Here is a 26,025-nt window from a genome sequence, read left to right as displayed (position 1 = left end):
TCTCCACTCTTTTAGTCTGATGAAGGATAGACTCATGATTGAACTGGATAACGATTTGCAGTCCCGGCAGAACGCCCGGGAGCTGGTGCGCAATGCCAAAAAGGCGCAGGCGATTCTGGCCACCTTTTCGCAGCAGCAAATCGACGCCATCGTGAAGAACGTGGCCCAGGAAGCGGCGCATCATGCCGAAGCGCTGGCGAAAATGGCCGCGGAAGAAACCGGTTTTGGCAACTGGCAGGACAAAGTGCTGAAGAACCGCTTCGCCTCGCTGCGCGTCTACGACGCCATCAAAGATATGAAGACCGTCGGTATCATTCATGACGATCCGCTACAAAAAGTGATGGACGTGGGCGTGCCGCTGGGGGTCATTTGTGCGCTGGTGCCGTCGACCAACCCGACCTCCACCGTCATCTACAAAACGCTGATTGCCCTGAAGGCCGGCAACGCGATTATCTTCTCCCCGCATCCCGGCGCCCGCCAGTGCAGCTGGAAAGCGATTGAAATCGTGAAGCGCGCGGCGGAAGCGGCAGGGGCACCTGCCGGTAGCGTCGACGCCATTAGCCAGCTGACCCTCGAAGCCACCTCAGAGCTGATGCACAGCAAAGACGTGTCGCTGATCCTGGCGACCGGCGGCGAAGGCATGGTGCGCGCCGCCTACGCGTCCGGCACGCCGACCATTAGCGGCGGCCCGGGTAACGGCCCGGCGTTTATCGAACGCAGCGCCGATATCCCCCACGCGGTGAAAGATATCATCACCAGTAAAACCTTCGATAACGGCGTGATCTGCGCCTCCGAGCAGTCAATTATCGTCGAACGCTGCATCTACGACGAAGTGCATCGCGAACTGGAAGCTCAGGGCGCGTACTTCATGAACGAAAGCGAAGCGGCAAAAATGGCGGCCCTGCTGCTGCGCCCCAACGGCACCATCAACCCCAAAGTGGTCGGTAAAACCGCGCTCTATCTGAGCCAGATGGCCGGCTTCTGCGTCCCGGCCAGCACCCGGGTGCTGATTGCCGCGCAGACCACGGTATCGCATTCCAACCCCTACTCGCGGGAAAAACTGTGCCCGGTACTCGGCCTGTACGTCGAAGAGGACTGGAAAGCCGCCTGCCACCGCGTCGTGGAGCTGCTGACCAACGAAGGCCTCGGCCACACGCTGGTGATCCACACCCGCAACCAGGACGTCATCCGCCAGTTCTGCCTGGAAAAACCGGTTAACCGCATTCTGATCAACACCCCGGCGGCGCTGGGCGGCATCGGCGCGACCACCAATATCACCCCGGCCCTGACCCTCGGCTGCGGCGCGGTCGGCGGCGGCTCCAGCTCAGACAACGTCGGGCCGATGAACCTGCTCAACATCCGCAAAGTGGGCTACGGCGTGCGCTCCATCGATGAGCTGCGCGCGCCGGGCAGCCGCCCGGAACCGCAGCCGACCATCGTCAGCCCGGCGGCCGGCCCGAACCGCAGCATCTTCGACGATGAGCGCTTTAACGCCCCGGCGACCGCCGCCACCGCAGCCCACCCGGCCAGCGCCGACGATCGCTTTGCGTCTGCCGCCGCCGTCGGCGCGGACAGCGAGATTAATGAGCAAAACGTGGAACGCGTCATCCGCCAGGTGCTGGAACGCCTTGGTAAGTAACACATTGATATAAGGCGATAAAAACAATGATTCTCGCAAAGGTAGTCGGACATGTCGTCGCCACGCAGAAGTGCGATGAGCTACGGGGCAGCAACCTGCTGCTGATCGTCAAATTAGATGATGACCAGCAGCCGATGAAAGACCAGACCTGGGTTGCCGTTGATAGCGTCGGCGCAGGTATGCACGACATCGTGCTGGCCGAAGAGTACCTGGCGCTCAACAAAGAGCGCTACAAGGCCATGTCGGTGGTCGCCATTGTCGAGAACGTGTTTCGGGACGCTTAAGGAGTCAATAACCCAATGAGTGAATTTTTGCTGAAACCCCGGATTCGCTTTGGTCAGGATGCGCTTGCCATCCTGAACGAGCTGCCCGCCCGCAACGTGCTGCTGGTCACCGACCAGGCGATGGTTAAGTTTGGCCTCGCCGATCGCGTCACGCAGATCCTCGATGCGCGCGGCATCGCTTTCCAGGTCTGGGACGACGTGGTGGCCGACCCGGATATCGCCACCGTGGTGCGCGGTATGAAGCGGATGGATAACAGCTATCCGGATCTGGTTATCGCGCTGGGCGGCGGTTCGGTGATTGATGCAGCCAAAGCGGTTATTTTCGCCCTGGCGCAAACCCGTCCGGACGCTCACCGCGAGCCGCCCTGCTTTGTGGCGATCCCCACCACCAGCGGCACCGGCTCTGAGGTCACCGCCTTTTCAGTGGTGAAAGCCCACGCCGAGAAGCTGGTGCTGGTGGACCCGTCGCTGCTGCCGGATATCGCCATTCTTGACCCGGCGCTGGTGGCCTCGGTGCCGCCGGCGATCACCGCCGATACCGGGATGGACGTGCTGTGTCACGCGCTGGAAGCCTATGTCTCCCTCGCCGCCAGCGACTTTTCCGATGCGCTGGCGGAGAAAGTGGTGCAGCAGGTATTTCGCTTTCTGCCGACCTGCTGGCGCAACGGTGGCGACCTGCTGGCGCGGGAAAAGATGCACAACGCCTCCTGTATGGCGGGCATGGCTTTCACCAACGCGTCGCTGGGCATTACCCACAGCCTTGCCCACGCGCTCGGCGGCGTGTTTCGCGTCCCCCACGGCCGCGCTAACGCCCTGCTGATGGCGGACGTGGTGGCCTGGAACGCCGATTATCACGGGCAGTGCGATACCGATGCCGCCCGCAAATACGCCCGATTAGCCCATCTGCTGGATCTGCCCGCGGCCACTACCCGCCAGGGCGTCGCCAGCCTGCTGGTCGCCATTCAGGCGCTAAAAGACGAAATGAGCATGCCGGCCGGCATTCGTGATACCGGCGTCATTGCCGCCGAATTTGAACAGCGGCTGGCGGAGATGGTCGGCCAGGCGCTACGCGACAGCTGTACCCCGACGAACCCACGCGCGCCGGACGCTCACGCACTGACCGAACTCTATCGCCGGGCATGGACCGGCAACGCCGTTCAGGGCCACTGATAACAAGATTTGGAGAACCTTACCTATGGCACACTACAGCTTAACGCCGCGCGTCAAAGTGTTGGCAGAACGTTTACTCTCACAAAAAAGCACCCTGTGCACCGAACATGCCACCACGCTCAACGCCCTTGATGGCGATATCGCCGGGGTTCCCGCCGCCGTCAAACCGGCGCGCCGCTTCTATGAACTGATGCGCCAGCTGCCGCTGTGCATCAGCGCCGACGAGCTGATCGTCGGCAACCAGACCCGCAAACCGCACGGGGCGATTTTCCACGACGAGAGCGCCGTCCGTCGCCCGTCCGCGTTCCAGTTCCTCAACCTGAATAGCGATCTCGACTCCCCGGATTACAAGCTGGTGGTCGAAAAAGGCGTACTGGCGATAAAACATCAGCTGGAAGAGAAAACCCGCGCGCTGGGCAGCGCCGTCAGCCGCAGCGGCATGGATGAAGTCAACGGCTGCCGCGCGGCCATCTACGCCTGCGATGCCCTGCTGGCGCTGGCGCAAAACCTGGCCAACAGCGCGGAACAGCTGGCCGCCGCGGAAACCAACGCTTACCGCCGGGCGGAACTGCTGGACAGCGCCGCCATTCTGCACCACGTTCCGGCGCATCCGGCGCGCAGCTTCAAAGAGGCGTGCCAGGCCTTTTATCTGTTCCAGCTGGCGCTCCAGCTCGATAACGGCAGCTACGCCGTCAACCCGGAAGGCGCCGACAAAGCCCTGTTGCCTTACTACCAGCACGATATCAACAACGGCGCGCTCTCCCCGCAGCAGGCGTATGAAATCGTCGAATCGCTGTGGTTCAAGCTGGCGGAGCTGTGCGAAGTGCGCGCCGCCTGCGCGATCGACGGTTATCCGATGTTCGACGCCCTGCTGCACGGCGCAAGCCTTGAGAACGCGCGCATTAACGAACTCTCCGACATGTTCCTCAGCGCGCAGCACAACCTGAGCGCCCTGCATCTGCCGGTGCGTTTGTTCAAGGGCGTCCAGCACGTTTCCGCCGCCCCGTTTGCCGCCGCCGGCGAGACGCCGGCAGCAGAAGGGCTGACCCCGCGCATGCAGCGCCTGCGTAACAACTACCTGACCGTGCGCCCGAGCGTCTCTATCTACCGCGCGCTGGCCTTTACCGAAGTGGTCAAAGCCAACCCCGGCATGCCGACGATTCTGCTGCGCGCCAAAGCCTTCCGCCACGCCTGCGAAACCGCGCCGATTCTGATTCAGGACGATGAGCTGATCGTCGGTCATCCGTGCGGCAAGCCGCGCGCGGGCGCCTTCTCGCCGGATATCGCCTGGCGCTGGGTGCGCGACGAACTCGATACCATGAGCACCCGTCCGCAGGATCCGTTTGAAATCAGCGAAGCAGATAAAAAAACCATCCGCGAAGAGATCGTGCCGTTCTGGGAAGGCCGCTCGCTGGATGAAATCTGCGAAGCCCAGTACCGCGAAGCGGGGGTGTGGGCGTTCAGCGGCGAGACCTTCGTCAGCGACCTCTCCTACCACCAGATCAACGGCGGCGGCGACACCTGCCCGGGCTACGACGTGCTGCTGTTTACCAAAGGGATGAACGGCATTAAAGCCGACGCCGAGGCGCATCTCGCCAGCCTGAGTATGGAAAACCCGGAAGATATCGACCGCATCTACTACTACAAAGCGGCCATTGAAACCTGCGAAGGGGTGATTAACTACGCGCACCGCATCGCCGCCCGCGCCCGTGAACTGGCCGCGATTGAGCAGAACGCCCAGCGTCGCGCCGAGCTGCTGACCATCGCCGAGGTGAACCAGAACGTGCCGGCGAATCCGCCGAAAACCCTGCAGGAAGCGCTGCAGAGCATCTGGACCGTGGAGTCGCTGTTTGAAATTGAAGAGAACCAGACCGGACTGTCCCTGGGACGCGTAGACCAGTACTGCTACCCGATGTTTGAAGCCGATATCCGCGAAGGCCGCCTGACTCACGACACCGCGCTGGAGCTGCTGCAGGCGTTTATCATCAAATGCGCCGAGCTGATGTGGATGTCCAGCGAGCTGGGGGCGAAATATTTCGCCGGCTATCAGCCGTTTATCAACCTGACCGTCGGCGGTCAGAAGCGCTCCGGCGGCGATGCCTGTAACGACCTGACCTACCTGATCATGGACGCCGTGCGCTTCGTGAAGGTTTACCAGCCGTCGCTGGCCTGCCGTATTCACAACCAGTCGCCGCAGAAGTATATGGAAAAAATCGTCGACGTCGTCAAAGCGGGGATGGGCTTCCCGGCCTGCCACTTCGACGACTCCCATATCAAGATGATGCTGCGTAAAGGCTTCGATTTCGAAGACGCCCGCGACTACTGCCTGATGGGCTGCGTCGAGCCGCAGAAATCCGGCCGCATCTATCAGTGGACCTCCACCGGCTACACCCAGTGGCCCATCGCCATTGAGTTCGTTTTAAACCGAGGTCGGATGGTGCTGTTTGACAGCTATCAGGGGCTGGATACCGGCGACCTGCGCGACCTGCACACCTTCGAGGATTTCGACGCGGCGGTGAAAAAACAGATCGCCCATATCGTACGCCTGTCGGCGATCGGGACGGTCATCAGCCAACGCGTGCACCGCGACGTGGCGCCGAAGCCGCTGATGTCGCTGCTGGTGGAAGGCTGCATGGAAAAAGGCAAAGACGTTGCCGCCGGCGGCGCGATGATCAACCACGGCCCGGGGCTGATCTTCTCCGGTCTGGCGACCTACGTCGACTCCATGGCGGCGATTCGTAAGCTGGTGTTTGAAGAGAAGAAATACACCCTCGAGCAGGTGCGCGACGCGCTGCTGGCGAACTTCGAAGGCTTTGAAGGCCTGCGCCGCGACTGCCTCAACGCGCCGAAATACGGCAACGACGATAACTACGTCGATCAGTATGCGCTGGATATCACCGAGTGGACCGAGCGCGAGTGCCGTAAGTACAAGATGCTCTACTCCACCCTGAGCCACGGCACCCTGTCCATCTCCAACAACACGCCGATCGGCGAGCTGACCAACGCCACGCCGAACGGTCGCCTGGCGTGGATGCCGCTCTCCGACGGCATCAGCCCGACTCAGGGCGCGGATAAGCAGGGTCCGACGGCGGTCATCAAGTCGGTGAGCAAGATGAACGTCGAAACCATGAACATCGGCATGGTGCACAACTTCAAGTTCCTCAAAGGGCTGCTGGATACCCCGGAAGGTCGTCACGGCCTGATTACCCTGCTGCGCACCGCGTCGATTCTCGGCAACGGCCAGATGCAGTTCAGCTATGTCGATAACGAAGTGCTGAAAAAAGCCCAGCAGGAGCCGGAAAAATACCGCGACCTGATCGTCCGCGTCGCGGGCTACAGCGCCTACTTCGTTGAGCTGTGCAAAGAAGTTCAGGACGAGATTATCAGCCGTACGGTCATCGAGAAGTTCTGATAAAGACACGGACGTTTTTGGACATGGATGTCCCGATCGTTTTTCTGGAGGTATGTGTGAGCGCAAAACAAGAATTAACCGGGCGAATATTCAATATTCAGAAATATTCGATCTATGACGGCGATGGGATCCGCACGCTGGTTTTTTTCAAAGGCTGCAATATTCGCTGCCCGTGGTGCGCTAACCCGGAAGGGCTGAATAGCCAGTTTCAGGTGATGTTCTCACAGGATAAATGCATTAACTGCGGCGACTGCGTCAACGTCTGCCCGGCGGGAATTCATTATCGGGCGGAAGAAAACGGCGAAATGAAGCATTTCGTCAACCGCAATAAAGACTGTATCGGCTGCCGCAAGTGCGAAGAGATCTGCACCCAGAACGCGCTGGATATTATGGGCAAAGATGTCACCGTCAGCGAACTGATGGAGATCATCATGCAGGACTACGACTTTTATATCTCCTCCGGCGGCGGCGTCACCATCGGCGGCGGGGAAATGAGCCTGCAGACCGATTTTGCCGTCGCGCTCTTTAGCGAATGCAAAAAGATGATGCTCAATACCGCCGTGGAAACGCAGGGCACCACGCCGCTGGCCAATTATCAAAAGCTGGCGCCGGTGACCGACACCTTCTTATTCGATATTAAGCAAATTAACAGCGAGCACCATAAAGCGTTATTTGGCATCGGTAACGAAGGCATTCGCCGCAACCTGGAGTGGCTGGTGGACTCCGGCGCTAACGTCATTATCCGCATGCCGCTGGTTCGCGGCTATAACGACTCGTTCGATGCCATTACCGGGGCCATTGATTACGTACAAAAGCTGGCGAAGCGCGGAAATATCCGCCGCATCGATATGCTGCCGTACCACCAGCTGGGGCGCAAAAAATATGAGCGCCTCGATATGCCTTACCCCATTACCCGAGACCCAACTTATTCCGCCGAGGAGTTAGACCGGCTGGAAACGTTCTTCACGCAGTTTGATTTTGATATTCGCTTAGTCCGCCATTAACAGGAGCCGACAATGAAAAGTTTAGGCGTAATTGAAACGCGAGGGTTAGTTGCCGCCGTTCAGGCCGTGGATGCCGCCTGCAAAAGCGCAGGCGTGTCCTGCATTGGCTACCGCAAAGTCGGTTCGGGGCTGGTGAGCGTCTGCTTTGAAGGGGAGATCAGCGCGATTCACACCGCTATCGAACGCGGCGTGGCCGTCGCCGCGCTCATCGACCCGCAGGTCAAATCCCTGACGATCGCCCGTCCGGAGCGCAGCGTCGTGGACGCCCTCAGCACCCTGAAAGGCCGTCCGCCGCGCGCGGAAGCTGCCGCGCCGCTTGAGGCTGAAGCCGTCGCGCCCGCCGCTGTAGAAACAAGGGAACCCACTGAACCCGCCGCCGCGCCTGCGCCGACGGAAGATAAAAACGCGGCGATGAGGAAAGGGAAGAAGGCATGATCGACACCCTGCTCCATGAAAAAATCGCCGCCCGCCTGGGCCACGCTGCGCCGGCTATCCCGGTCGGCATCTCTAACCGCCACGTCCATCTGGCGCAGCAGGACGTCGAAGCGCTGTTTGGCAAGGGCTACGTCCTGACGCCCTTTAAGCCGCTGCGCCAGCCGGGGCAGTTCGCGGCCCAGGAGTGCGTCACCGTGGTCGGTCCGAAGGGCTCGCTCACCCAGGTGCGCGTCCTCGGCCCAACCCGCCCGGTATCGCAGCTGGAAATCTCCCGCGCCGACTGCTTTACCCTCGGCATCAAAGCGCCGGTTCGCGAATCCGGCCAGCTGGAGAACGCGGGCAGCGCGCTGTTGATCGGCCCGGCAGGCCACGTTGAGCTGCGATCGCAGGTGATCTGCGCCTGGCGGCATATCCATATGTCGCCGCAGGACGCCCGCCAGCTGAACGTCGCCAACGGCCAGAAGGTTAGCGTCCGCAGCGACGGCGAACGCCAGCTGACCTTTGATGAAGTGGTGGTGCGGGTACGCGAAGACTTCGCGCTGGAGTTTCATATTGATACCGAAGAGGCCAACGCCGCCGGCTTGAAAAACGGCGCGCAGGTCACGCTCATCGGCTAACGGAGGCTCGCCATGACCGACCAACAGATGGAAGACCTGGTTGAACGCATTATCCAGCGTCTGCGGCCGCCGGTACTGGTGATGGTGACCGCCGCGGCGGGCTACCGGCACGCTATTCGCCAGCGGCTGGCCGGCTGCGGCGAGAGCCTGCACCTGGCGCTGGATAGCGGGATTGACGACGGAGAGCAGTGGCGGGCTATCGGTAAAACGCTGCCAGCGGCCGACTGGCAACAGGAGCTGCCTTCGGTCTCGTATAAGGCGCTGCTGCTGCCGTTTCTCGACTACCCGCTGGCGGCGGATCTGGTGAAGGGTTCCCTGCACGGTCCGGTTGCCCGCCGCGTGCACGATGCCCTGCTGAGCGGCCTGCCGGTGCTGGCGCTGCGCTATCACTGCGATCCCGCCAGCGAGCTTAACCAGCTGCGCGGGGCGCAGCCTGATAGCGCTTACGCCGGACATATGCAGGCCACGCTGGCCCGCCTGGCCGAATGCGGCATCGCGCTGTGCACCATGAACGAATTGCTGGAGAAGCTGGCGTCGGGTCGCGAAGCGGCGGCGCCGTCGGCGAGCGGCCCGCGGCGTTATCTCACTGTCACAGACGTGGTGAATAATCCGGCGCTGGCCTGTGCTCCTGAAGCGCAGTTGACCGATGCCGCTATCGATTTTTTAAAAAACAGAAAAAAAGAACCTTACCTTAAATAGTAAACCCGGAGTTTAACTTATGTCTTCAAAAACAAAGTGTTGGCTATGGATGCTGCTGGTTATCGTTTCCGAAACCTCAGCCACCTCCACCCTCAAAATGTTCGGCAGCAGTGAAGGGATGAGCAAAATGCTGCTGCTCGGGCTGCTGGTGCTGCTGTACTGCACCTGCTACTACTCGCTATCCCGCGCGGTGAAGGATATTCCCGTCGGTCTGGCCTACGCCACCTGGTCCGGTACCGGCATCCTCGTGGTGTCGACCCTGGGAATGGCGTTTTACGGCCAGCACCCGGACACCGCCGCCATTATCGGTATGGCGGTTATCGCCAGCGGGATCGTGATCATGAACCTGTTTTCCAAAATGGGTAGCGAAGAGAGCGAGGAAGCGCCCGCGCAGCCGGCCGCTGCATCTCTGGACAAAAAAGTCGCCAACTAACAGAAAAGGAACCGCTTATGTTTAACCTCGGATTTTTATGGCTGGCGCTGTCTATCGGCTCCGAAATCACCGGCACGTCGATGATCAAAAAGACCAACGGCTTCAGCAAGCTGGCGCCGTCGGTGCTGGTGATCTGCGCCTACGGCCTGTGCTACTTCGCCCTCACCCGCGCGATGAGCACCATTCCGGTCGGCGTCGCCTACTCGCTGTGGTGCGGCTTTGGTATCGTCGGCGTCACGATTTGCTCAATGATCCTTTATAAGCAAAAACCGGATATCCCGGCTATTCTCGCCATGGTGCTGATCATCTCCGGCGGCATCATTATGAACGTCTTCTCCAGCATGTAAGTCCCGCCTGCGCCTTCATTGATTGCGGTGAAGGCGCTAATAACCTCACTCAATAAGCCGTTATTGGCGTAATAAAAAAACAAAAAACCATTGCCTGCTAATCAATAACGCTAAAAAGACGACGAGCGTCAAATTTTTATACTCCGCTTATCGATAAATTATTTTTTGTGATTTTAATCGTGGTTATTTTCTCATTTTACCTTATTTTTATGGCATCCCTTCACCCACAGAGGACGATGTCATGACGCAAAAATCGATTTATCGCCTCATTGCCCAGGGCGGCCTGGACGACTGGTATAATTTAGATCACCGCATCTCCAACGACTTCCCTCGTTAATTCTCCGCTGCTGTTTACTCCCTAAAAAAAATTAATTCAGCACTGCGTTTAGTCGCTATTTGTTGCGCTTTTTATTTGTCGCCAAATAGACAAACGCGGCACAGCATCCCCATGGAGAAAATAAATGAAACGTATCCCTGAGCCGTTCCGTATTAAAATGGTCGAAAACATTCGCATGACTACCTTTGACGATCGCGTCAAAGCGCTGGAAGAGGCGGGCTATAACCCGTTTTTGCTCAATAGCCAGGACGTGTATATCGACCTGCTGACCGACTCCGGCACCGGCGCGATGAGCGACCATCAGTGGGCCGGGCTGATGATGGGCGACGAAGCCTACGCCGGGTCGCGTAACTATCAGCATCTGTGCGAAAAGGTCAAAGAGATTATCGGCTATCCGTATACCATTCCCACCCATCAGGGGCGCGGCGCGGAGCAGATTCTGTTCCCGAGCCTGATTGCTCGCCGCAAGTCGGCGCATCCGGTGTTTATTTCCAACTTCCACTTCGATACCACCGCCGCGCACGTGGAGCTCAACGGCGCAAAAGCCATTAACGTGGTGACGCCGAAAGCCTTCGATACCACCTCGTGGTACGACTGGAAAGGCAACTTTGATATTGATTTGCTGAAAGCGACCATCGCCGAACACGGCGCGGAAAACGTGGCGGCGATTATTACCACCGTCACCTGTAACAGCTCCGGCGGCCAGCCGGTATCGCTGGCGAATATGCGCGAGGTGTATCAGATTGCCCGCCAGAATAATATTCCGGTGGTGATCGACTCCGCCCGCTTCTGCGAAAACGCCTGGTTTATTAAACAGCGCGAAGAGGGCTACGCCGATAAATCGGTGAAAGAGATTATTCTTGAGATGTACCAGTACGGCGATATGCTGACCATGTCCGCCAAGAAAGACCCGATGGTGAATATCGGCGGACTCTGCTGCTTCCGCGATGACGAAGATCTCTTCAACGAAGTGCGCATCCGCTGCGTGCCGATGGAGGGCTTTGTCACCTACGGCGGCCTGGCGGGGCGCGATATGGAGGCGTTGGCTATCGGCCTGGAAGAAGGGACCAACGAGGATTACCTCGCTTATCGCATCAATCAGGTGGAATACCTCGGCGAACGCCTGCGCGAAGGCGGCATTCCGATTCAGTATCCGACCGGCGGCCATGCGGTGTTCGTCGATGCTAAGCTGCTGCTGCCGCATATCCCACCGGAGCAGTTCCCGGCGCACGCGCTAAACAACGAGCTGTATCTGGAAGCGGGAATCCGCAGCGTGGAAATCGGCTCCCTGCTGCTGGGCCGCGACCCGCAAACCGGCAAACAGAAGGCGTCGCCGATGGAGCTGCTGCGCCTGACCATTCCGCGCCGGGTTTATACCAACGATCATATGGACTATATCGCTGATGCGCTGATCGCCGTTAAGGCGCGCGCCGCCACGATTAAGGGCCTGACCTTCACCTATGAACCACCGGTACTGCGCCACTTCGTCGCCAGACTGAAACCGGTGAAATAAACCGCATCACGGCGCTCTCGCAATGAGAGCGCCATTAATTTAATTCCATCTCTTTAAGCTCAATCATTCGGGTTGCGCCGGGTAGCCGTTTTCCCGCAGCCCCTTATTTAATATATAGCCACGTGAGGAATGCACCTTATGGCTACACTATCAGTCTCAAAAGCGGTCTCAACTAATACGCCATCGCTAATTGGCGGAGCGATGATTATCGGCGGCACGATTATTGGCGCAGGCATGTTTTCTTTACCTGTGGTGATGTCCGGCGCCTGGTTTTTCTGGTCGCTGCTGGCGCTCATTTTTACCTGGTTTTGCATGCTGCATTCCGGGTTAATGATCCTCGAAGCCAATCTCAATTATCATATTGGCGCCAGCTTCGACACGATTACAAAGGATTTACTGGGAAACGGCTGGAATATTATTAACGGCCTGACCGTCGCCTTTGTTTTATATATCCTGACCTACGCCTATATTTCCGCAAGCGGTTCAGTTATTCAGCATACTTTTGCGCAGATGAACCTCGCGGTTCCCGCACGCCTGGGCGGGCTGGCGTTCGCGCTGGTGGTCGCCTTTATCGTCTGGCTAAGTACGAAAGCGGTAAGCCGGATGACGACTATCGTGCTGGGCGCCAAAATCCTCACCTTTTTTATGACCTTCGGCGGCCTGATGTGGCACGTGGAGCCCGCGATTCTGTTTAACCGCGCGGAGGTCAATGCGTCCTATCTCCCCTACGTCCTGATGACGCTGCCGTTCTGCCTGGCCTCCTTTGGCTATCACGGCAACGTCCCCAGTCTGATGAAGTACTACGGTAAAGACCCGCTTATCATTCGCCGCTGCCTGCTGCTCGGCACGCTGATGGCGCTGGTGCTGTATATCATCTGGCTGGTCGGCACAATGGGCAATATTCCGCGCCCGGCGTTTATCGCTATCGCCGAAAAAGGCGGCAACATCGACGTGCTGGTGCAGACCTTAAGCGGCCTGCTGAACAGTTCGACCCTGGACTTACTGCTGACGGTCTTTTCCAACTTCGCCGTCGCCAGCTCGTTCCTGGGCGTGACTCTTGGCCTGTTTGATTATCTGGCGGATCTGTTTAAGTTTGACGATAGCCGGCTGGGGCGGTTTAAAACCGCGCTGGTGACCTTTCTGCCGCCGATCGCCGGCGGGCTGCTGTGGCCTAACGGTTTTATCTACGCCATTGGTTTCGCCGGTCTCGCCGCCACCGTCTGGGCCGCTATCGTCCCCGCCCTGCTGGCGCGCGCCTCGCGCAGGCGTTTCGGCAGCCCGAACTATCGGGTCTGGGGTGGCAATGCCATGATTATCCTGATTTTGTGCTTCGGCGGCGCCAACGCAATAATTCATATTTTATCCAGCTTTAACCTGCTGCCGGTTTATCGCTGAATAAAAAAGGGCTTTTACTGCCGCGGCTTTTCGTGGCAGGATAAAAAGATGAACAGAAACGTTGTCATCTCTCACCTCCGCCGTTGGTGGCTGCCTGCATAACAGGCGGCAAGATTTGACGTTTCCTCTATTCAAAGCCGCCGGAAGGCGGCTTTGTTGTTTCTGAGTGTCGCCCTTCGGCCTGATAGCATCCTAAGGAGTCACTTATGAACACCAGCCAAACGATCCTGACCGGCGACCGTCCTACCGGCCAGCTGCACCTCGGCCACTACGTCGGTTCCCTGCGCCAGCGCGTGCTGCTCCAGCACGACCACCAGCAGTTTATCCTCGTCGCGGATCTCCAGGGACTGACCGACAACGGCAGCAACCCGCAAAAAATCAGCAGCAATATCCTTGAGGTGATGGCCGATTATCTCGCCGTCGGCATCGATCCGCAGAAGACCACCATTTGCCTGCAATCCGCCCTGCCGGCGCTGGCCGAACTCAGCGCGCTGTATATGAATATCGTCACCGTCGCCCGGGTTGAACGCAATCCGACGGTGAAAAATGAAATCGCCCAGAAGGGATTTTCCCGCTCGCTGCCGGTGGGATTTTTAGCCTATCCCATAAGCCAGGCCGCCGATATTACCGCCTTTAAGGCCGAACTGGTGCCGGTCGGCGACGATCAGCTACCGATGATTGAACAGACCAATGAGATCGTGCACAAAATGAATAGCCTGACGACGACGCCGATCTTACGGCACTGCAAAGCGCTGCTCAGCGACGTCAGCCGCCTGCCGGGCATTGATGGCAACGCCAAAATGTCGAAATCGCTGGGGAACACGCTCACCCTTTCGGCCAGCGAAGAGGAGATCCACCGTGCGGTCAGCGCCATGTATACCGACCCGAATCACCTGCGGGTCGCCGACCCGGGTCAGACAGAAGGCAACGTGGTATTCACTTATCTCGACGCCTTTCATGCTGATAAGACCTTCGTTGCCGAGATGAAAGCCCACTATCGGCGCGGAGGGCTGGGCGACAGGCAGTGCAAAAACGCGCTGGAGACCTGCTTACAGGAGCTGCTGGCGCCGATACGCGAACGCCGGGCGACCTATATTCAGGATAAAGGCATGCTGCTGGCGCTGCTGCGCCGGGGAAGCGAGCGGGCGCACGAACTGACGCAACGGACGCTGCATGAAGTAAAACGCGGCCTGGGGCTGCCGGTGCTGTTTTGAGGCGCGGCGATCTCTCCGCACTGAAATCCGCTGCCACATCTCTCCCGGGGGCGGCGCCTGAGGCGCCTTGCCCGGGCTACAGGTTCACAGCCATCTGCGGTCAGGTAGCCGGGACAGGCTCAGCGCGCCGCCCCCGGGATGGCGCCCGACCGGAAGATATTCTGCGGTTTATTCCCCGGTGGCGGCTGTCGCCTTACCGGGGCTACGGGTTTACTGCCGTCTGCGATCAGGTAGCCGGGACAGGCGCAGCGCGCCGCCTCCGGGATGGCGCCCGATCGGAAGATATTCTGCGGTTTATTCCCCGGTGGCGGCTGTCGCCTTACCGGGGCTACGGGTTTACTGCCGTCTGCGATCCAGTAGCCCGGACAGGCGCAGCGCGCCGCCTCCGGGAAGGACCCGGCAGCTTAGTTGCCGTCGCCTTCATGCAGCTTCACGCAGTTGCGCCCATCGCGCTTGGCGACGTACAGCGCGCTGTCGGCATCGCGCAGCAGCAGATTGTAATCCGGATGACCGGTGTGGACGGCGTAGCCGATGCTGGCGGTAATCGAAATCTCATTGTCAGCGCCAACGCTAAACGCCAGCTGGCTGATTTTTTTACGCAGCCGTTCAAGGATAGTAAAGGCTTCCGCGGCGCCGGTCTCCACCAGCACCAGCAGAAACTCCTCGCCGCCGTAGCGGAAGATATAATCGCTGGATCGAATATTATCGCTGAGCAGCTCCGCAACGTGCTTAATCGCCCGGTCGCCGACCATGTGGCCCCAGCTATCATTGATCTCTTTAAAGTGGTCGATGTCGATAATCGCCACCGTCATCGGCAGTTCATATTCCATCGCCAGCGTCACTTCATGCTTGAGGACAACCGGCAGATAGCGGCGGTTAAGCAGGCTGGTCAGCGTATCCTTACCGCTTTGCATCTGCGACAGGCTGCTAAACAGCACCCCCATCTGGCTGCCGATCTGCTGGCAATGGATATGGATCCCCTGCAGCAAAGCCTGCGTGTTTTTATACTCAGAACCCTCAGACGAGGATTTCCAGGCGGATAACAGCGCATCCACCTTGCTAATTAAGTCGGCGATTTCCTGCATTTGCGGATTTTTGTTAAAATAACGCACGCATTTATGGCGGAACCACAGGCCAAATTCAGAATCAGATAATAACGCTCCGTTAATATCGCTTTTATTATCGCTAACGATATTAAAAATAGCGGTATTTTCCCATCCGGAGAGCGAGGCCTGCTGTTTGCCATATTCCAGCGGCACGTTATCCATCAGGCTATACAGGCGGTACGCTTCTTCATTTTTCGTCGCCCGATAGTGCGACAGGGTATAGGCGTGGCACATCATTTCTACCGCCATGTTAATGGCCATGATGGCGTAGTAGATGGCGGCAACGCTGGTCTCGCGATCGAGCTGGCTATCGCGGATATTTTCAATCAGCCCGGCTTTCAGCTGGCGCGCGCCGCGCAGTACCGCCTCTGCCGGGATACCGATGCGTGAATGGATGCTGCCGATCAGGTACTGCCGCTCCGCCAGCGCCTGCAGATTTTCCTTATCGCACATCAGGATATCTTTCACCCACCCGGCCAGCGAGCTGCTGAGCCGCTCCTGAACTAAGTCATAGCTAAGGTGCCGCGCAATGTCCGGGTCCTGGAAAATAAAATCATAAAAACGGGTCGCTAACGCCTCCGCCTGCTGCCCGGCAATATTTTTAAGTACCGCCCTCACTTCCGGCGTCAGGCTGTCGTACAGCGGCAACCACTCCTTAAAAATAATCGAGATATATTTTTGGCTTTCATCTTTCATTGAATAAAGCGCTCGCCCGGCGTGAGTGTATTTTCAGGGCCGCCGATCATACAACAGTTCTCCTGGGGCAACCAGATTAAAAATGCGCCAGTCGCCAGGGAATAATATCCTCTGGTTATTAGCGCTAAGGAATAGCTTATATGTACGATGATTTAATGAAGAACGATTAAGATTATCTGCGCCGGTATCCGGAGCATTAACCCCAATAGGCATTATGGGTAATATTGTTCCATCGCGCTCCTCGCTGTTTTTATGTTAACCCGACGACAAGACCCTGCTTTGTGTATGGACATACTCATTGCGGGTGTTAGTATGACATTGACGGTAGCAATAAATATGCGTGTTTCATTTAAGGCGAGGATTGCTGATGATGACCACATTGATCGCACCTCTTTCTGACCGGTTAGCAGCGCTGCAGGCTCCCTGCGCCGGTCGGCCTTATCCCCGATTTCTCCCTTCCCTGAAGAGACGAAACTCCGCCATGCGGAGGAGAAGCGCGCACCACTCAGCCTATGGAACAAAGCGAGTCGCGTATGGACAAAATCAAACGGCGTTGGGTTGGATACGTTATTGGTTTAGCGGTGGTGATTGCCGCAGCGGCATGGTGGATGCTGCGCCCACCGGGAATTCCTGAGGGTTTTGCCAGCAGTAACGGCAGGATTGAAGCCACTGAAGTCGATATCGCCACCAAAACCGCCGGGCGTATCGACACCATCCTGGTCAAAGAGGGGCAGTTTGTTCGCCAGGGCGACGTGCTGGCCCGTATGGACACCCGGGTACTCAACGAACAACGGCTGGAGGCCGCCGCGCAAATCAAGGAAGCAGAGAGCGCGATTGCCGCCGCGAAAGCCCTGCTCGACCAGCGTCAAAGTGAAATGCGCGCTACGGAAGCGGTGGTGAAGCAGCGGCAGGCGGAGCTGAACTCCTCGGCTAAACGTCACGTCCGCTCCAGCACGCTCTCGCAGCGCGGCGCGGTCTCCGCGCAGCAGCTGGATGACGACCAGGCGGCGGCAGAAAGCGCCAGGGCGGCGCTGGAATCCGCCAAAGCGCAGGTCTCTGCCGCCAGGGCCGCGATTGAGGCGGCGCGCACCAGCATCATTCAGGCGCAAACCCGGGTCGAGGCCGCCCAGGCGACCGAACGGCGGATTATCGCCGATATCGACGATAGCGAGCTGAAAGCCCCGCGCGATGGCCGCATTCAGTACCGCGTCGCCGAACCGGGAGAGGTGCTGGCGGCGGGCGGCCGGGTGCTGAATATGGTCGACTTATCCGATGTCTATATGACCTTCTTCCTGCCTACCGAGCAGGCGGGTCTGCTGGCGCTGGGCAGCGAAGCGCGAATTATCCTCGATGCCGCGCCGAATCTGGTGATCCCCGCCAATATCAGTTTTGTCGCCAGCGTGGCGCAGTTTACGCCTAAAACGGTGGAAACCAGCGATGAACGGCTGAAGCTGATGTTCCGCGTAAAAGCCCGTATTCCGCCAGAGCTGCTGGCGGAGCATCTGGAGTATGTGAAGACCGGCCTGCCCGGGATGGCCTGGGTTCGTCTGGATAACCAGCAGGCGTGGCCTGAAGCGCTGACGGTGAGGTTGCCGCAATGAAAACCGTCGCCCGCCTGGAAAACGTCAGCCAGCACTTTGGCGCAACCGTCGCGCTGAAGGACATTACGCTGAGCATTCCCGCCCGCCGTATGGTGGGACTGATCGGGCCCGACGGCGTGGGCAAGTCCAGCCTGCTATCGCTGATCTCCGGCGCGCGCGTGATTGAGCACGGCAACATTATGGTGCTCGGCGGCGATATGAGCGAGGTACGTCATCGCCAGGACGTCTGCCCGAAAATCGCCTGGATGCCCCAGGGGCTGGGGAAGAACCTCTACCATACCCTGTCGGTCTATGAAAACGTCGATTTCTTCGCCCGTCTGTTCGGCCATGATAAAGCCGAACGCGACATCCGCATCAATGAGCTGCTCCAGAGTACCGGCCTGGCGCCGTTTCGCGACCGCCCGGCAGGAAAGCTCTCCGGGGGGATGAAGCAAAAGCTCGGCCTGTGCTGCGCGCTCATTCACGACCCGCAGCTGCTGATCCTCGATGAACCCACCACCGGCGTCGATCCCCTCTCGCGGGCGCAGTTTTGGGATCTGATCGACAGCATCCGCCAGCGTCAGCCGGAGATGAGCGTCCTGGTCGCCACCGCTTACATGGAGGAGGCGGAGCGCTTTGACTGGCTGGTGGCCATGAACGCGGGGGAAGTTCTGGCGACCGGCAGCGCCGATGAGCTTAAAGCGCACACGGCGAGTCAGACGCTGGAACAGGCGTTTATCGCCCTGCTTCCCGAAGCCCAGCGCCTGGCGCATAAAGAGGTGATCATCCCGCCGCGCAATGCCGATGAAAGCGAAATTGCGATTGAAGCGCGCGGGCTAACGATGCGCTTCGGTCAATTTGTCGCCGTTGACCACGTCAACTTTCGCATTGCCCGCGGCGAGATTTTCGGCTTCCTCGGCTCTAACGGCTGCGGCAAATCAACGACCATGAAAATGCTGACCGGGCTGCTACCGGCCAGCGAAGGCGAGGCGTGGCTGTTTGGCCAGCCGGTCGACCCCAGGGATATCGAAACCCGCCGCCGCGTTGGCTATATGTCGCAGGCCTTCTCCCTCTATAGCGAACTGACCGTACGGCAAAACCTCGAGCTGCATGCCCGCCTGTTCCACATCCCGGATGCGGAGATCCCGGGGCGGATCGCCGAAATGAGCCAGCGCTTTATGCTGGAAGAGGTTGAGGACACCCTGCCCGCTTCGCTGCCGCTAGGTATCCGCCAGCGCCTCTCGCTGGCGGTCGCGGTGATCCACCGCCCGGAAATGTTAATCCTTGATGAACCCACCTCCGGCGTCGATCCGGTAGCCCGGGACATGTTCTGGCAGCTGATGGTCGATCTTGCGCGTCAGGACCGGGTGACCATTTTTATCTCCACCCACTTTATGAATGAAGCGGAACGCTGCGATCGCATTTCGCTGATGCATGCCGGAAAAGTGCTGGCCAGCGATACGCCGCAGGCGCTGGTGGAGCAGCGCGGATCGGCCAGCCTTGAAGAGGCGTTTATCGCCTGGCTACAGGAAGCGGCGGATGCCGCGCAGCCGCCTGATGCGCAGGCTGCACCGGTTCCCGCGATGGAACATAAAGCCGAAAGCGTGGCGCCGCGTCAGGCGTTCAGCCTGCAGCGCCTGTTTAGCTACAGCCGCCGCGAAGCGCTTGAGCTGCGCCGCGATCCGGTGCGATCGACTCTGGCACTGCTCGGCACCGTGATCCTGATGTTTATTATGGGCTATGGGATCAGTATGGACGTCGAAGATCTGCGGTTTGCGGTGCTCGACCGCGACCAGACCGTCAGCAGCCAGGGCTGGTCGCAAAATATCGCCGGCTCACGCTACTTCATCGAACAGCCGCCGCTGCAAAGCTATAGCGAACTGGACAGAAGAATGCGCAACGGCGAGCTGGCGGTAGCGATTGAAATTCCCCCTAATTTTGGCCGCGATATCGCCCGGGGAACGCCGGTGCAGATTGGCGTGTGGGTGGACGGCGCGATGCCGAACCGCGCGGAGACGGTGCGCGGCTACGTGCAGGCTATGCATCTGGCCTGGCTGCAGGAGATGGCCGGCCGCCAGGCCAGCCCCAATCGCGATACCTCACTGATTTCCATCGAGACCCGCTATCGCTATAACCCGGATGTGAAGAGCCTGCCGGCGATTGTACCGGCAGTGATTCCGCTGCTGTTGATGATGATCCCGGCGATGCTCAGCGCGCTCAGCGTGGTCCGCGAGAAAGAGCTTGGTTCAATCATCAATCTGTACGTGACGCCAACCACCCGCAGCGAATTTCTGCTGGGTAAACAGGTGCCGTATATCGTGCTGGGGATGTTCAACTTCTTCCTGCTCTGCGCGCTGTCGGTCTTTGTTTTTGGCGTACCGCACAAAGGGAGTTTTCTGACGCTCACCCTCGCCGCGCTGCTCTACGTCACTATCGCCACCGGACTTGGCCTGCTGATTTCAACCTTTATGAAAAGCCAGATTGCGGCGATTTTCGGCACCGCGATCATTACGCTTATCCCGGCGACGCAGTTTTCCGGGATGATCGACCCCGTCGCCTCGCTGGAAGGACCCGGGCGCTGGATTGGCCAGATTTATCCAACCAGCCACTTTCTGACCATCGCGCGAGGAACGTTTTCCAAAGCGCTGAATCTGACCGACCTGTGGGGATCCTTTATTCCGCTGCTTATCGCGGTTCCGCTGGTGCTGGGCCTGAGCGTGTGGCTGTTGAAAAAACAGGAGGGATAATGCGCGGACTACGCAATATTTATAATTTGGGGATGAAAGAGCTACGCAGCCTGCTGGGCGATAAAGCGATGCTGACGTTGATTGTCTTTGCTTTTACCATCTCGGTTTACTCCTCCGCGACCGTTATGCCGGGTTCGCTGCATCTGGCGCCCATCGCTATTGCCGACATGGATAAGTCGCAGCTTTCATCGCGTATTATCAATGGTTTTTACCGGCCCTGGTTTTTGCCGCCGGCGCTGATCACCGCTAATGAGATGGACGCCGGACTGGATGCGGGACGCTATACTTTCGCCATCAATATTCCGCCGGATTTCCAGCGCGACGTTCTGGCCGGACGCCAGCCCGCGCTACAGGTTAACGTCGACGCGACGCGAATGAGCCAGGCGTTTACCGGCAATAGCTATATCCAGAATATCGTCACCGGCGAGGTGAACAGCTTTGTCGCCCGCTACCGGGACAACGGCACGCTGCCGGTTGAGCTGGCCGTCAGGATGCGTTTTAACCCGAACCTGGAACAGGAGCGTTTCGGCGCCGTCATGGCAATTATCAACAATATCACCATGCTGGCGATCGTGCTGACCGGCTCGGCGCTGATACGCGAGCGGGAGCATGGTACCGTGGAGCACCTGCTGGTTATGCCGGTCACGCCGTTTGAAATCATGATGGCGAAGATATGGTCAATGGGGCTGGTGGTGCTGGTGGTTTCCGGACTCTCCCTGATCCTGATGGTTCAGGGCGTGCTGCAGGTACCGATAGAAGGCTCGATACCGCTCTTTATGCTTGGGGTGGCCCTGAGCCTGTTTGCCACCACCTCAATCGGCATTTTTATGGGCACGGTGGCGCGTTCCATGCCGCAGCTGGGGCTGCTGATGATTCTGGTGCTTTTGCCGCTGCAGATGCTTTCCGGCGGCTCCACGCCCCGGGAAAGTATGCCGCAGGCTGTACAGGATATTATGCTCACCATGCCGACAACCCACTTTGTCAGCCTGGCGCAGGCCATTCTTTATCGAGGCGCTGATTTCTCTATCGTCTGGCCGCAGTTTCTGACGCTGCTGGCTATCGGTGGCGTGTTTTTTACTATCGCCCTACTGCGTTTTCGTAAGACGATCGGGGAAATGGCCTGAGGCAATACCGATGTCGCTCTGCCGGTCGCGGCATCGGCGTTATTTATGGCGATTCATAAAGCGCCGCAGAGCCCAGGTGAATCCCATCGCCATGCTGAACAGGATAAACAGCAGCAGCACCCAGCTGACGGAAATTCTCAGCAGCGCACTTAGCGTCATAAGCGGCTGAAGATACACGGTAAACGAGTGGTCGGTGGGTTTACCCAGAAGAACCATTAATCCATCCGTTAACCAGACAAGCGCCCGGCAAACCAGCCAGATGATCGCCGGCCAGCAGAGCAGGACCAGAAAGGTAAAACGCTCCCGGATATAATGTATCAGTTGGCGCAAAGGAGGCCAGTTAATCAGAAATTTCATTTATATTCTCATATTGCCAGCCGGTAACATGCACTATTCGTCAAAAGACGTTACCGGGTTAGCTTCCATACAGGCAATGCACCCTATGTTTTTAGCAAATTTGAATTAACTTAAACCAGATCGAGTTAACAAAGTGTTAAGGACACTAAGTCATTTCGCAGAAAAAGTCCAGCTGTTATGCCTGTGTGCTCGGCAGGGGAGAGGGTTTCGTATCTATTTGTTAACCTGATGACTTTAGAATAACTTAAGCGTTATGCGGGTAATATTCTTAATATAATTCCTGTTTAATATTCAGAAACGCGTTTATCTCTATTTTTATTTTCATATAACGTTCATGCTAATTATTTTATTCACAAAATAAATTCTTTGTAGATGAGTTTTCGATAAATAATTGAGTTTAAATAGATCTATGCTATTCGCCGTCACGGCTTTCAGTAGTTTTGCCGGCAAGCTCTCCGCACAATTCATCGCTCTCGTTGTGACGCCAGGTAAAGTTCAAAAAACCTTTTATTTCAAAGCGATATATACTTATTTCGCTTAAGTACTGCGGATGCCCTATCGTGAAAAAGGTCTGGTAAAGGATCCTTGCCGGGCTTTAATACGGATTTCTCAGACGACAAAAACGCAAAAAGCCCATCCGTCAGGATGGGCTCTTCACTTGTTTGATGCCTGGCAGTTCCCTACTCTCACATGGGGAGACCCCACACTACCATCGGCGCTACGGCGTTTCACTTCTGAGTTCGGCATGGGGTCAGGTGGGACCACCGCGCTAGTGCCGCCAGGCAAATTCTGTTGTCAGAAACGAATCTTTTATCTTTCGTTCCCGAAAATCTGTAATCTAAGCTGAAATTGTTATCTTCTCAATCCGCCAAAACATCTTCGGCGTTGTAAGGTTAAGCCTCACGGTTCATTAGTACCGGTTAGCTCAACGCATCGCTGCGCTTACACACCCGGCCTATCAACGTCGTCGTCTTCAACGTTCCTTCAGGACCCTTAAAGGGTCAGGGAGAACTCATCTCGGGGCAAGTTTCGTGCTTAGATGCTTTCAGCACTTATCTCTTCCGCATTTAGCTACCGGGCAATGCCATTGGCATGACAACCCGAACACCAGTGATGCGTCCACTCCGGTCCTCTCGTACTAGGAGCAGCCCCCCTCAATTCTCCAGCGCCCACGGCAGATAGGGACCGAACTGTCTCACGACGTTCTAAACCCAGCTCGCGTACCACTTTAAATGGCGAACAGCCATACCCTTGGGACCTACTTCAGCCCCAGGATGTGATGAGCCGACATCGAGGTGCCAAACACCGCCGTCGATATGAACTCTTGGGCGGTATCAGCCTGTTATCCCCGGAGTACCTTTTATCCGTTGAGCGATGGCCCTTCCATTCAGAACCACCGGATCACTATGACCTGCTTTCGCACCTGCTCGCGCCGTCACGCTCGCAGTCAAGCCAGCTTATGCCATTGCACTAACCTCCTGATGTCCGACCAGGATTAGCTGACCTTCGTGCTCCTCCGTTACTCTTTAGGAGGAGACCGCCCCAGTCAAACTACCCACCAGACACTGTCCGCAACCCCGATCAGGGGCCCACGTTAGAACACCAGCCATTAAAGGGTGGTATTTCAAGGATGGCTCCATGCAGACTGGCGTCCACACTTCAAAGCCTCCCACCTATCCTACACATCAAGGACCAGTGTTCAGTGTCAAGCTATAGTAAAGGTTCACGGGGTCTTTCCGTCTTGCCGCGGGTACACTGCATCTTCACAGCGAGTTCAATTTCACTGAGTCTCGGGTGGAGACAGCCTGGCCATCATTACGCCATTCGTGCAGGTCGGAACTTACCCGACAAGGAATTTCGCTACCTTAGGACCGTTATAGTTACGGCCGCCGTTTACCGGGGCTTCGATCAAGAGCTTCTCCTTACGGATAACCCCATCAATTAACCTTCCGGCACCGGGCAGGCGTCACACCGTATACGTCCACTTTCGTGTTTGCACAGTGCTGTGTTTTTAATAAACAGTTGCAGCCAGCTGGTATCTTCGACTGATTTCAGCTCCATGAGCAAGTCACTTCACCTACCATCAGCGTGCCTTCTCCCGAAGTTACGGCACCATTTTGCCTAGTTCCTTCACCCGAGTTCTCTCAAGCGCCTTGGTATTCTCTACCTGACCACCTGTGTCGGTTTGGGGTACGATTTGATGTTACCTGATGCTTAGAGGCTTTTCCTGGAAGCAGGGCATTTGTCACTTCAGCACCGTAGTGCCTCGTCATCACACCTCAGCGTTAGTAACGTTCCGGATTTACCTGGAACATCCGCCTACATGCTTAAACCGGGACAACCGTCGCCCGGCCAACATAGCCTTCTCCGTCCCCCCTTCGCAGTAACACCGAGTACAGGAATATTAACCTGTTTCCCATCGACTACGCCTTTCGGCCTCGCCTTAGGGGTCGACTCACCCTGCCCCGATTAACGTTGGACAGGAACCCTTGGTCTTCCGGCGTGCGGGTTTTTCACCCGCATTATCGTTACTTATGTCAGCATTCGCACTTCTGATACCTCCAGCAACCCTCACAGGCCACCTTCAACGGCTTACAGAACGCTCCCCTACCCAACAACACATAGTGTCGCTGCCGCAGCTTCGGTGCATGGTTTAGCCCCGTTACATCTTCCGCGCAGGCCGACTCGACCAGTGAGCTATTACGCTTTCTTTAAATGATGGCTGCTTCTAAGCCAACATCCTGGCTGTCTGGGCCTTCCCACATCGTTTCCCACTTAACCATGACTTTGGGACCTTAGCTGGCGGTCTGGGTTGTTTCCCTCTTCACGACGGACGTTAGCACCCGCCGTGTGTCTCCCGTGATAACATTCTTCGGTATTCGTAGTTTGCATCGGGTTGGTAAGTCGGGATGACCCCCTAGCCGAAACAGTGCTCTACCCCCGAAGATGAGTTCACGAGGCGCTACCTAAATAGCTTTCGGGGAGAACCAGCTATCTCCCGGTTTGATTGGCCTTTCACCCCCAGCCACAAGTCATCCGCTAATTTTTCAACATTAGTCGGTTCGGTCCTCCAGTTAGTGTTACCCAACCTTCAACCTGCCCATGGCTAGATCACCGGGTTTCGGGTCTATACCCTGCAACTTAACGCCCAGTTAAGACTCGGTTTCCCTGCGGCTCCCCTATACGGTTAACCTTGCTACAGAATATAAGTCGCTGACCCATTATACAAAAGGTACGCAGTCACCCAACAAGTGGGCTCCTACTGCTTGTACGTACACGGTTTCAGGTTCTTTTTCACTCCCCTCGCCGGGGTTCTTTTCGCCTTTCCCTCACGGTACTGGTTCACTATCGGTCAGTCAGGAGTATTTAGCCTTGGAGGATGGTCCCCCCATATTCAGACAGGATACCACGTGTCCCGCCCTACTCTTCGAGTTCACAACCTGTGTGTTTTAGTGTACGGGAGTATCACCCTGTACCCTGCGACTTTCCAGACGCTTCCACTAACACACAAGCTGATTCAGACTCCGGGCTGCTCCCCGTTCGCTCGCCGCTACTGGGGGAATCTCGGTTGATTTCTTTTCCTCGGGGTACTTAGATGTTTCAGTTCCCCCGGTTCGCCTCGTTAACCTATGTATTCAGTTAACGATAGTGCAACGAATTGCACTGGGTTTCCCCATTCGGACATCGCCGGCTGTAACGGTTCATATCACCTTACCGACGCTTTTCGCAGATTAGCACGTCCTTCATCGCCTCTGACTGCCAGGGCATCCACCGTGTACGCTTAGTCGCTTAACCTCACAACCCGAAGATGTTTCGTAAAACATCGTCGTGTCGCGAAAATTTGAGAGACTCGAACACACTTGAACAGTGTGTCGTTTCAATTTTCAGCTTGATCCAGATTTTTAAAGAGCAAATA

19 protein-coding genes and 2 rRNA genes are annotated in these 26,025 nt (G+C 57.4%); 17 read left to right on the top strand and 4 right to left on the bottom strand.

Going from position 1 to position 26,025, the window contains the following annotated elements:
* The first annotated feature begins 34 nt into the window (after nucleotides 1-34).
* The 14 genes from CDA56_RS04580 to trpS all read left to right on the top strand — a co-directional run bounded on the left by CDA56_RS04580 (nucleotide 35) and on the right by trpS (nucleotide 14,499).
* Complete coding sequence (locus CDA56_RS04580; protein WP_053086066.1) at nucleotides 35-1,639, top strand: acetaldehyde dehydrogenase (acetylating); 1,605 nt, start codon at nucleotides 35-37, stop codon at nucleotides 1,637-1,639.
* A gap of 26 nt (nucleotides 1,640-1,665) precedes the next feature.
* Entirely contained in the window at nucleotides 1,666-1,923 is a 258-nt protein-coding gene (locus CDA56_RS04575) for a EutN/CcmL family microcompartment protein (RefSeq protein ID WP_004098229.1), read from the top strand.
* Nucleotides 1,924-1,938: 15 nt separating this feature from the next.
* Entirely contained in the window at nucleotides 1,939-3,093 is a 1,155-nt protein-coding gene (locus CDA56_RS04570) for a 1-propanol dehydrogenase PduQ (protein ID WP_047724629.1), read from the top strand.
* 25 nt (nucleotides 3,094-3,118) lie between these two features.
* Complete coding sequence (cutC, locus tag CDA56_RS04565) at nucleotides 3,119-6,505, top strand: choline trimethylamine-lyase (RefSeq protein WP_102804057.1); 3,387 nt, start codon at nucleotides 3,119-3,121, stop codon at nucleotides 6,503-6,505.
* Nucleotides 6,506-6,561: 56 nt separating this feature from the next.
* Nucleotides 6,562-7,509 (top strand): choline TMA-lyase-activating enzyme, encoded by a 948-nt coding sequence (gene cutD / locus CDA56_RS04560; RefSeq protein WP_014227748.1) that lies wholly within the window; start codon nucleotides 6,562-6,564, stop codon nucleotides 7,507-7,509.
* A 12-nt stretch (nucleotides 7,510-7,521) separates the two neighbouring features.
* The gene (locus tag CDA56_RS04555; protein ID WP_004098223.1) at nucleotides 7,522-7,944 is read left to right on the top strand and encodes a BMC domain-containing protein; all 423 of its coding nucleotides are present in this window, start codon (nucleotides 7,522-7,524) and stop codon (nucleotides 7,942-7,944) included.
* The gene (locus CDA56_RS04550) at nucleotides 7,941-8,561 is read left to right on the top strand and encodes a phosphate propanoyltransferase (RefSeq protein WP_102804056.1); all 621 of its coding nucleotides are present in this window, start codon (nucleotides 7,941-7,943) and stop codon (nucleotides 8,559-8,561) included. The genes CDA56_RS04555 and CDA56_RS04550 overlap by 4 nt, the downstream gene beginning before the upstream one ends.
* A gap of 12 nt (nucleotides 8,562-8,573) precedes the next feature.
* On the top strand, nucleotides 8,574-9,260 hold the full coding sequence (locus tag CDA56_RS04545) for a hypothetical protein (RefSeq protein ID WP_049078876.1): 687 nt from the start codon (nucleotides 8,574-8,576) through the stop codon (nucleotides 9,258-9,260).
* A gap of 19 nt (nucleotides 9,261-9,279) precedes the next feature.
* Nucleotides 9,280-9,693 carry a DMT family transporter gene (locus CDA56_RS04540; protein WP_014227744.1) on the top strand — a complete coding sequence of 138 codons (414 nt, stop codon included), beginning with the start codon at nucleotides 9,280-9,282 and terminating at the stop codon, nucleotides 9,691-9,693.
* A 17-nt stretch (nucleotides 9,694-9,710) separates the two neighbouring features.
* Nucleotides 9,711-10,040, top strand: coding sequence for a DMT family transporter (locus tag CDA56_RS04535; protein ID WP_102804055.1), 330 nt, complete (start codon nucleotides 9,711-9,713; stop codon nucleotides 10,038-10,040).
* 241 nt (nucleotides 10,041-10,281) lie between these two features.
* On the top strand, nucleotides 10,282-10,377 hold the full coding sequence (gene tnaC, locus CDA56_RS04530; protein ID WP_004098218.1) for a tryptophanase leader peptide: 96 nt from the start codon (nucleotides 10,282-10,284) through the stop codon (nucleotides 10,375-10,377).
* 124 nt (nucleotides 10,378-10,501) lie between these two features.
* Nucleotides 10,502-11,890, top strand: coding sequence for a tryptophanase (tnaA, locus tag CDA56_RS04525; RefSeq protein ID WP_004128455.1), 1,389 nt, complete (start codon nucleotides 10,502-10,504; stop codon nucleotides 11,888-11,890).
* Between the two features lie 138 nt (nucleotides 11,891-12,028).
* Nucleotides 12,029-13,285 carry a tryptophan permease gene (gene mtr, locus CDA56_RS04520; RefSeq protein ID WP_004098211.1) on the top strand — a complete coding sequence of 419 codons (1,257 nt, stop codon included), beginning with the start codon at nucleotides 12,029-12,031 and terminating at the stop codon, nucleotides 13,283-13,285.
* Between the two features lie 206 nt (nucleotides 13,286-13,491).
* Nucleotides 13,492-14,499 (top strand): tryptophan--tRNA ligase, encoded by a 1,008-nt coding sequence (gene trpS / locus CDA56_RS04515; RefSeq protein WP_014227742.1) that lies wholly within the window; start codon nucleotides 13,492-13,494, stop codon nucleotides 14,497-14,499.
* A 404-nt stretch (nucleotides 14,500-14,903) separates the two neighbouring features.
* Here trpS and CDA56_RS04510 read toward each other — a convergent pair whose 3' ends face one another.
* Entirely contained in the window at nucleotides 14,904-16,301 is a 1,398-nt protein-coding gene (locus CDA56_RS04510) for a diguanylate cyclase (RefSeq protein ID WP_009652888.1), read from the bottom strand.
* A gap of 533 nt (nucleotides 16,302-16,834) precedes the next feature.
* Here CDA56_RS04510 and CDA56_RS04505 point away from each other — a divergent pair.
* The 3 genes from CDA56_RS04505 to CDA56_RS04495 are packed head-to-tail and all read left to right on the top strand — an operon-like array spanning nucleotide 16,835 to nucleotide 21,752.
* Entirely contained in the window at nucleotides 16,835-17,902 is a 1,068-nt protein-coding gene (locus tag CDA56_RS04505; protein ID WP_004098195.1) for an HlyD family secretion protein, read from the top strand.
* Complete coding sequence (gene rbbA, locus CDA56_RS04500; protein ID WP_025108467.1) at nucleotides 17,899-20,628, top strand: ribosome-associated ATPase/putative transporter RbbA; 2,730 nt, start codon at nucleotides 17,899-17,901, stop codon at nucleotides 20,626-20,628. The genes CDA56_RS04505 and rbbA overlap by 4 nt, the downstream gene beginning before the upstream one ends.
* Complete coding sequence (locus CDA56_RS04495) at nucleotides 20,628-21,752, top strand: ABC transporter permease (protein WP_102804054.1); 1,125 nt, start codon at nucleotides 20,628-20,630, stop codon at nucleotides 21,750-21,752. Before rbbA ends, CDA56_RS04495 begins: the two co-directional genes overlap by 1 nt.
* 39 nt (nucleotides 21,753-21,791) lie before the next feature.
* Here CDA56_RS04495 and CDA56_RS04490 read toward each other — a convergent pair whose 3' ends face one another.
* The 3 genes from CDA56_RS04490 to CDA56_RS04480 all read right to left on the bottom strand — a co-directional run bounded on the left by CDA56_RS04490 (nucleotide 21,792) and on the right by CDA56_RS04480 (nucleotide 25,904).
* Entirely contained in the window at nucleotides 21,792-22,109 is a 318-nt protein-coding gene (locus CDA56_RS04490) for a hypothetical protein (RefSeq protein WP_004098189.1), read from the bottom strand.
* A gap of 667 nt (nucleotides 22,110-22,776) precedes the next feature.
* Nucleotides 22,777-22,892: ribosomal RNA gene (rrf, locus tag CDA56_RS04485) — 5S ribosomal RNA — on the bottom strand.
* A gap of 106 nt (nucleotides 22,893-22,998) precedes the next feature.
* Nucleotides 22,999-25,904, bottom strand: a 23S ribosomal RNA gene (locus CDA56_RS04480).
* Nucleotides 25,905-26,025 lie beyond the last annotated feature (121 nt).

Origin of the sequence: Klebsiella michiganensis, from assembly GCF_002925905.1 — a bacterium.
GTDB lineage: Bacteria > Pseudomonadota > Gammaproteobacteria > Enterobacterales > Enterobacteriaceae > Klebsiella > Klebsiella michiganensis.
Note: the sequence above shows the minus strand (reverse complement) of the source record. Positions and strands in the feature narration are given on the sequence as shown.

Excerpts from the sequence above, each read along its gene's own strand:
- CDA56_RS04580 (WP_053086066.1), top strand. The coding sequence starts at position 35 with ATGATTGAACTGGATAACGATTTGCAGTCCCGGCAGAACGCCCGGGAG.
- CDA56_RS04575 (WP_004098229.1), top strand. The coding sequence starts at position 1,666 with ATGATTCTCGCAAAGGTAGTCGGACATGTCGTCGCCACGCAGAAGTGC.
- CDA56_RS04570 (WP_047724629.1), top strand. The coding sequence starts at position 1,939 with ATGAGTGAATTTTTGCTGAAACCCCGGATTCGCTTTGGTCAGGATGCG.
- cutC (WP_102804057.1), top strand. The coding sequence starts at position 3,119 with ATGGCACACTACAGCTTAACGCCGCGCGTCAAAGTGTTGGCAGAACGT.
- CDA56_RS04555 (WP_004098223.1), top strand. The coding sequence starts at position 7,522 with ATGAAAAGTTTAGGCGTAATTGAAACGCGAGGGTTAGTTGCCGCCGTT.
- CDA56_RS04550 (WP_102804056.1), top strand. The coding sequence starts at position 7,941 with ATGATCGACACCCTGCTCCATGAAAAAATCGCCGCCCGCCTGGGCCAC.
- CDA56_RS04545 (WP_049078876.1), top strand. The coding sequence starts at position 8,574 with ATGACCGACCAACAGATGGAAGACCTGGTTGAACGCATTATCCAGCGT.
- CDA56_RS04540 (WP_014227744.1), top strand. The coding sequence starts at position 9,280 with ATGTCTTCAAAAACAAAGTGTTGGCTATGGATGCTGCTGGTTATCGTT.
- CDA56_RS04535 (WP_102804055.1), top strand. The coding sequence starts at position 9,711 with ATGTTTAACCTCGGATTTTTATGGCTGGCGCTGTCTATCGGCTCCGAA.
- tnaC (WP_004098218.1), top strand. The coding sequence starts at position 10,282 with ATGACGCAAAAATCGATTTATCGCCTCATTGCCCAGGGCGGCCTGGAC.
- tnaA (WP_004128455.1), top strand. The coding sequence starts at position 10,502 with ATGAAACGTATCCCTGAGCCGTTCCGTATTAAAATGGTCGAAAACATT.
- mtr (WP_004098211.1), top strand. The coding sequence starts at position 12,029 with ATGGCTACACTATCAGTCTCAAAAGCGGTCTCAACTAATACGCCATCG.
- trpS (WP_014227742.1), top strand. The coding sequence starts at position 13,492 with ATGAACACCAGCCAAACGATCCTGACCGGCGACCGTCCTACCGGCCAG.
- CDA56_RS04510 (WP_009652888.1), bottom strand. The coding sequence starts at position 16,301 with ATGAAAGATGAAAGCCAAAAATATATCTCGATTATTTTTAAGGAGTGG.
- CDA56_RS04505 (WP_004098195.1), top strand. The coding sequence starts at position 16,835 with ATGGACAAAATCAAACGGCGTTGGGTTGGATACGTTATTGGTTTAGCG.
- rbbA (WP_025108467.1), top strand. The coding sequence starts at position 17,899 with ATGAAAACCGTCGCCCGCCTGGAAAACGTCAGCCAGCACTTTGGCGCA.
- CDA56_RS04495 (WP_102804054.1), top strand. The coding sequence starts at position 20,628 with ATGCGCGGACTACGCAATATTTATAATTTGGGGATGAAAGAGCTACGC.
- CDA56_RS04490 (WP_004098189.1), bottom strand. The coding sequence starts at position 22,109 with ATGAAATTTCTGATTAACTGGCCTCCTTTGCGCCAACTGATACATTAT.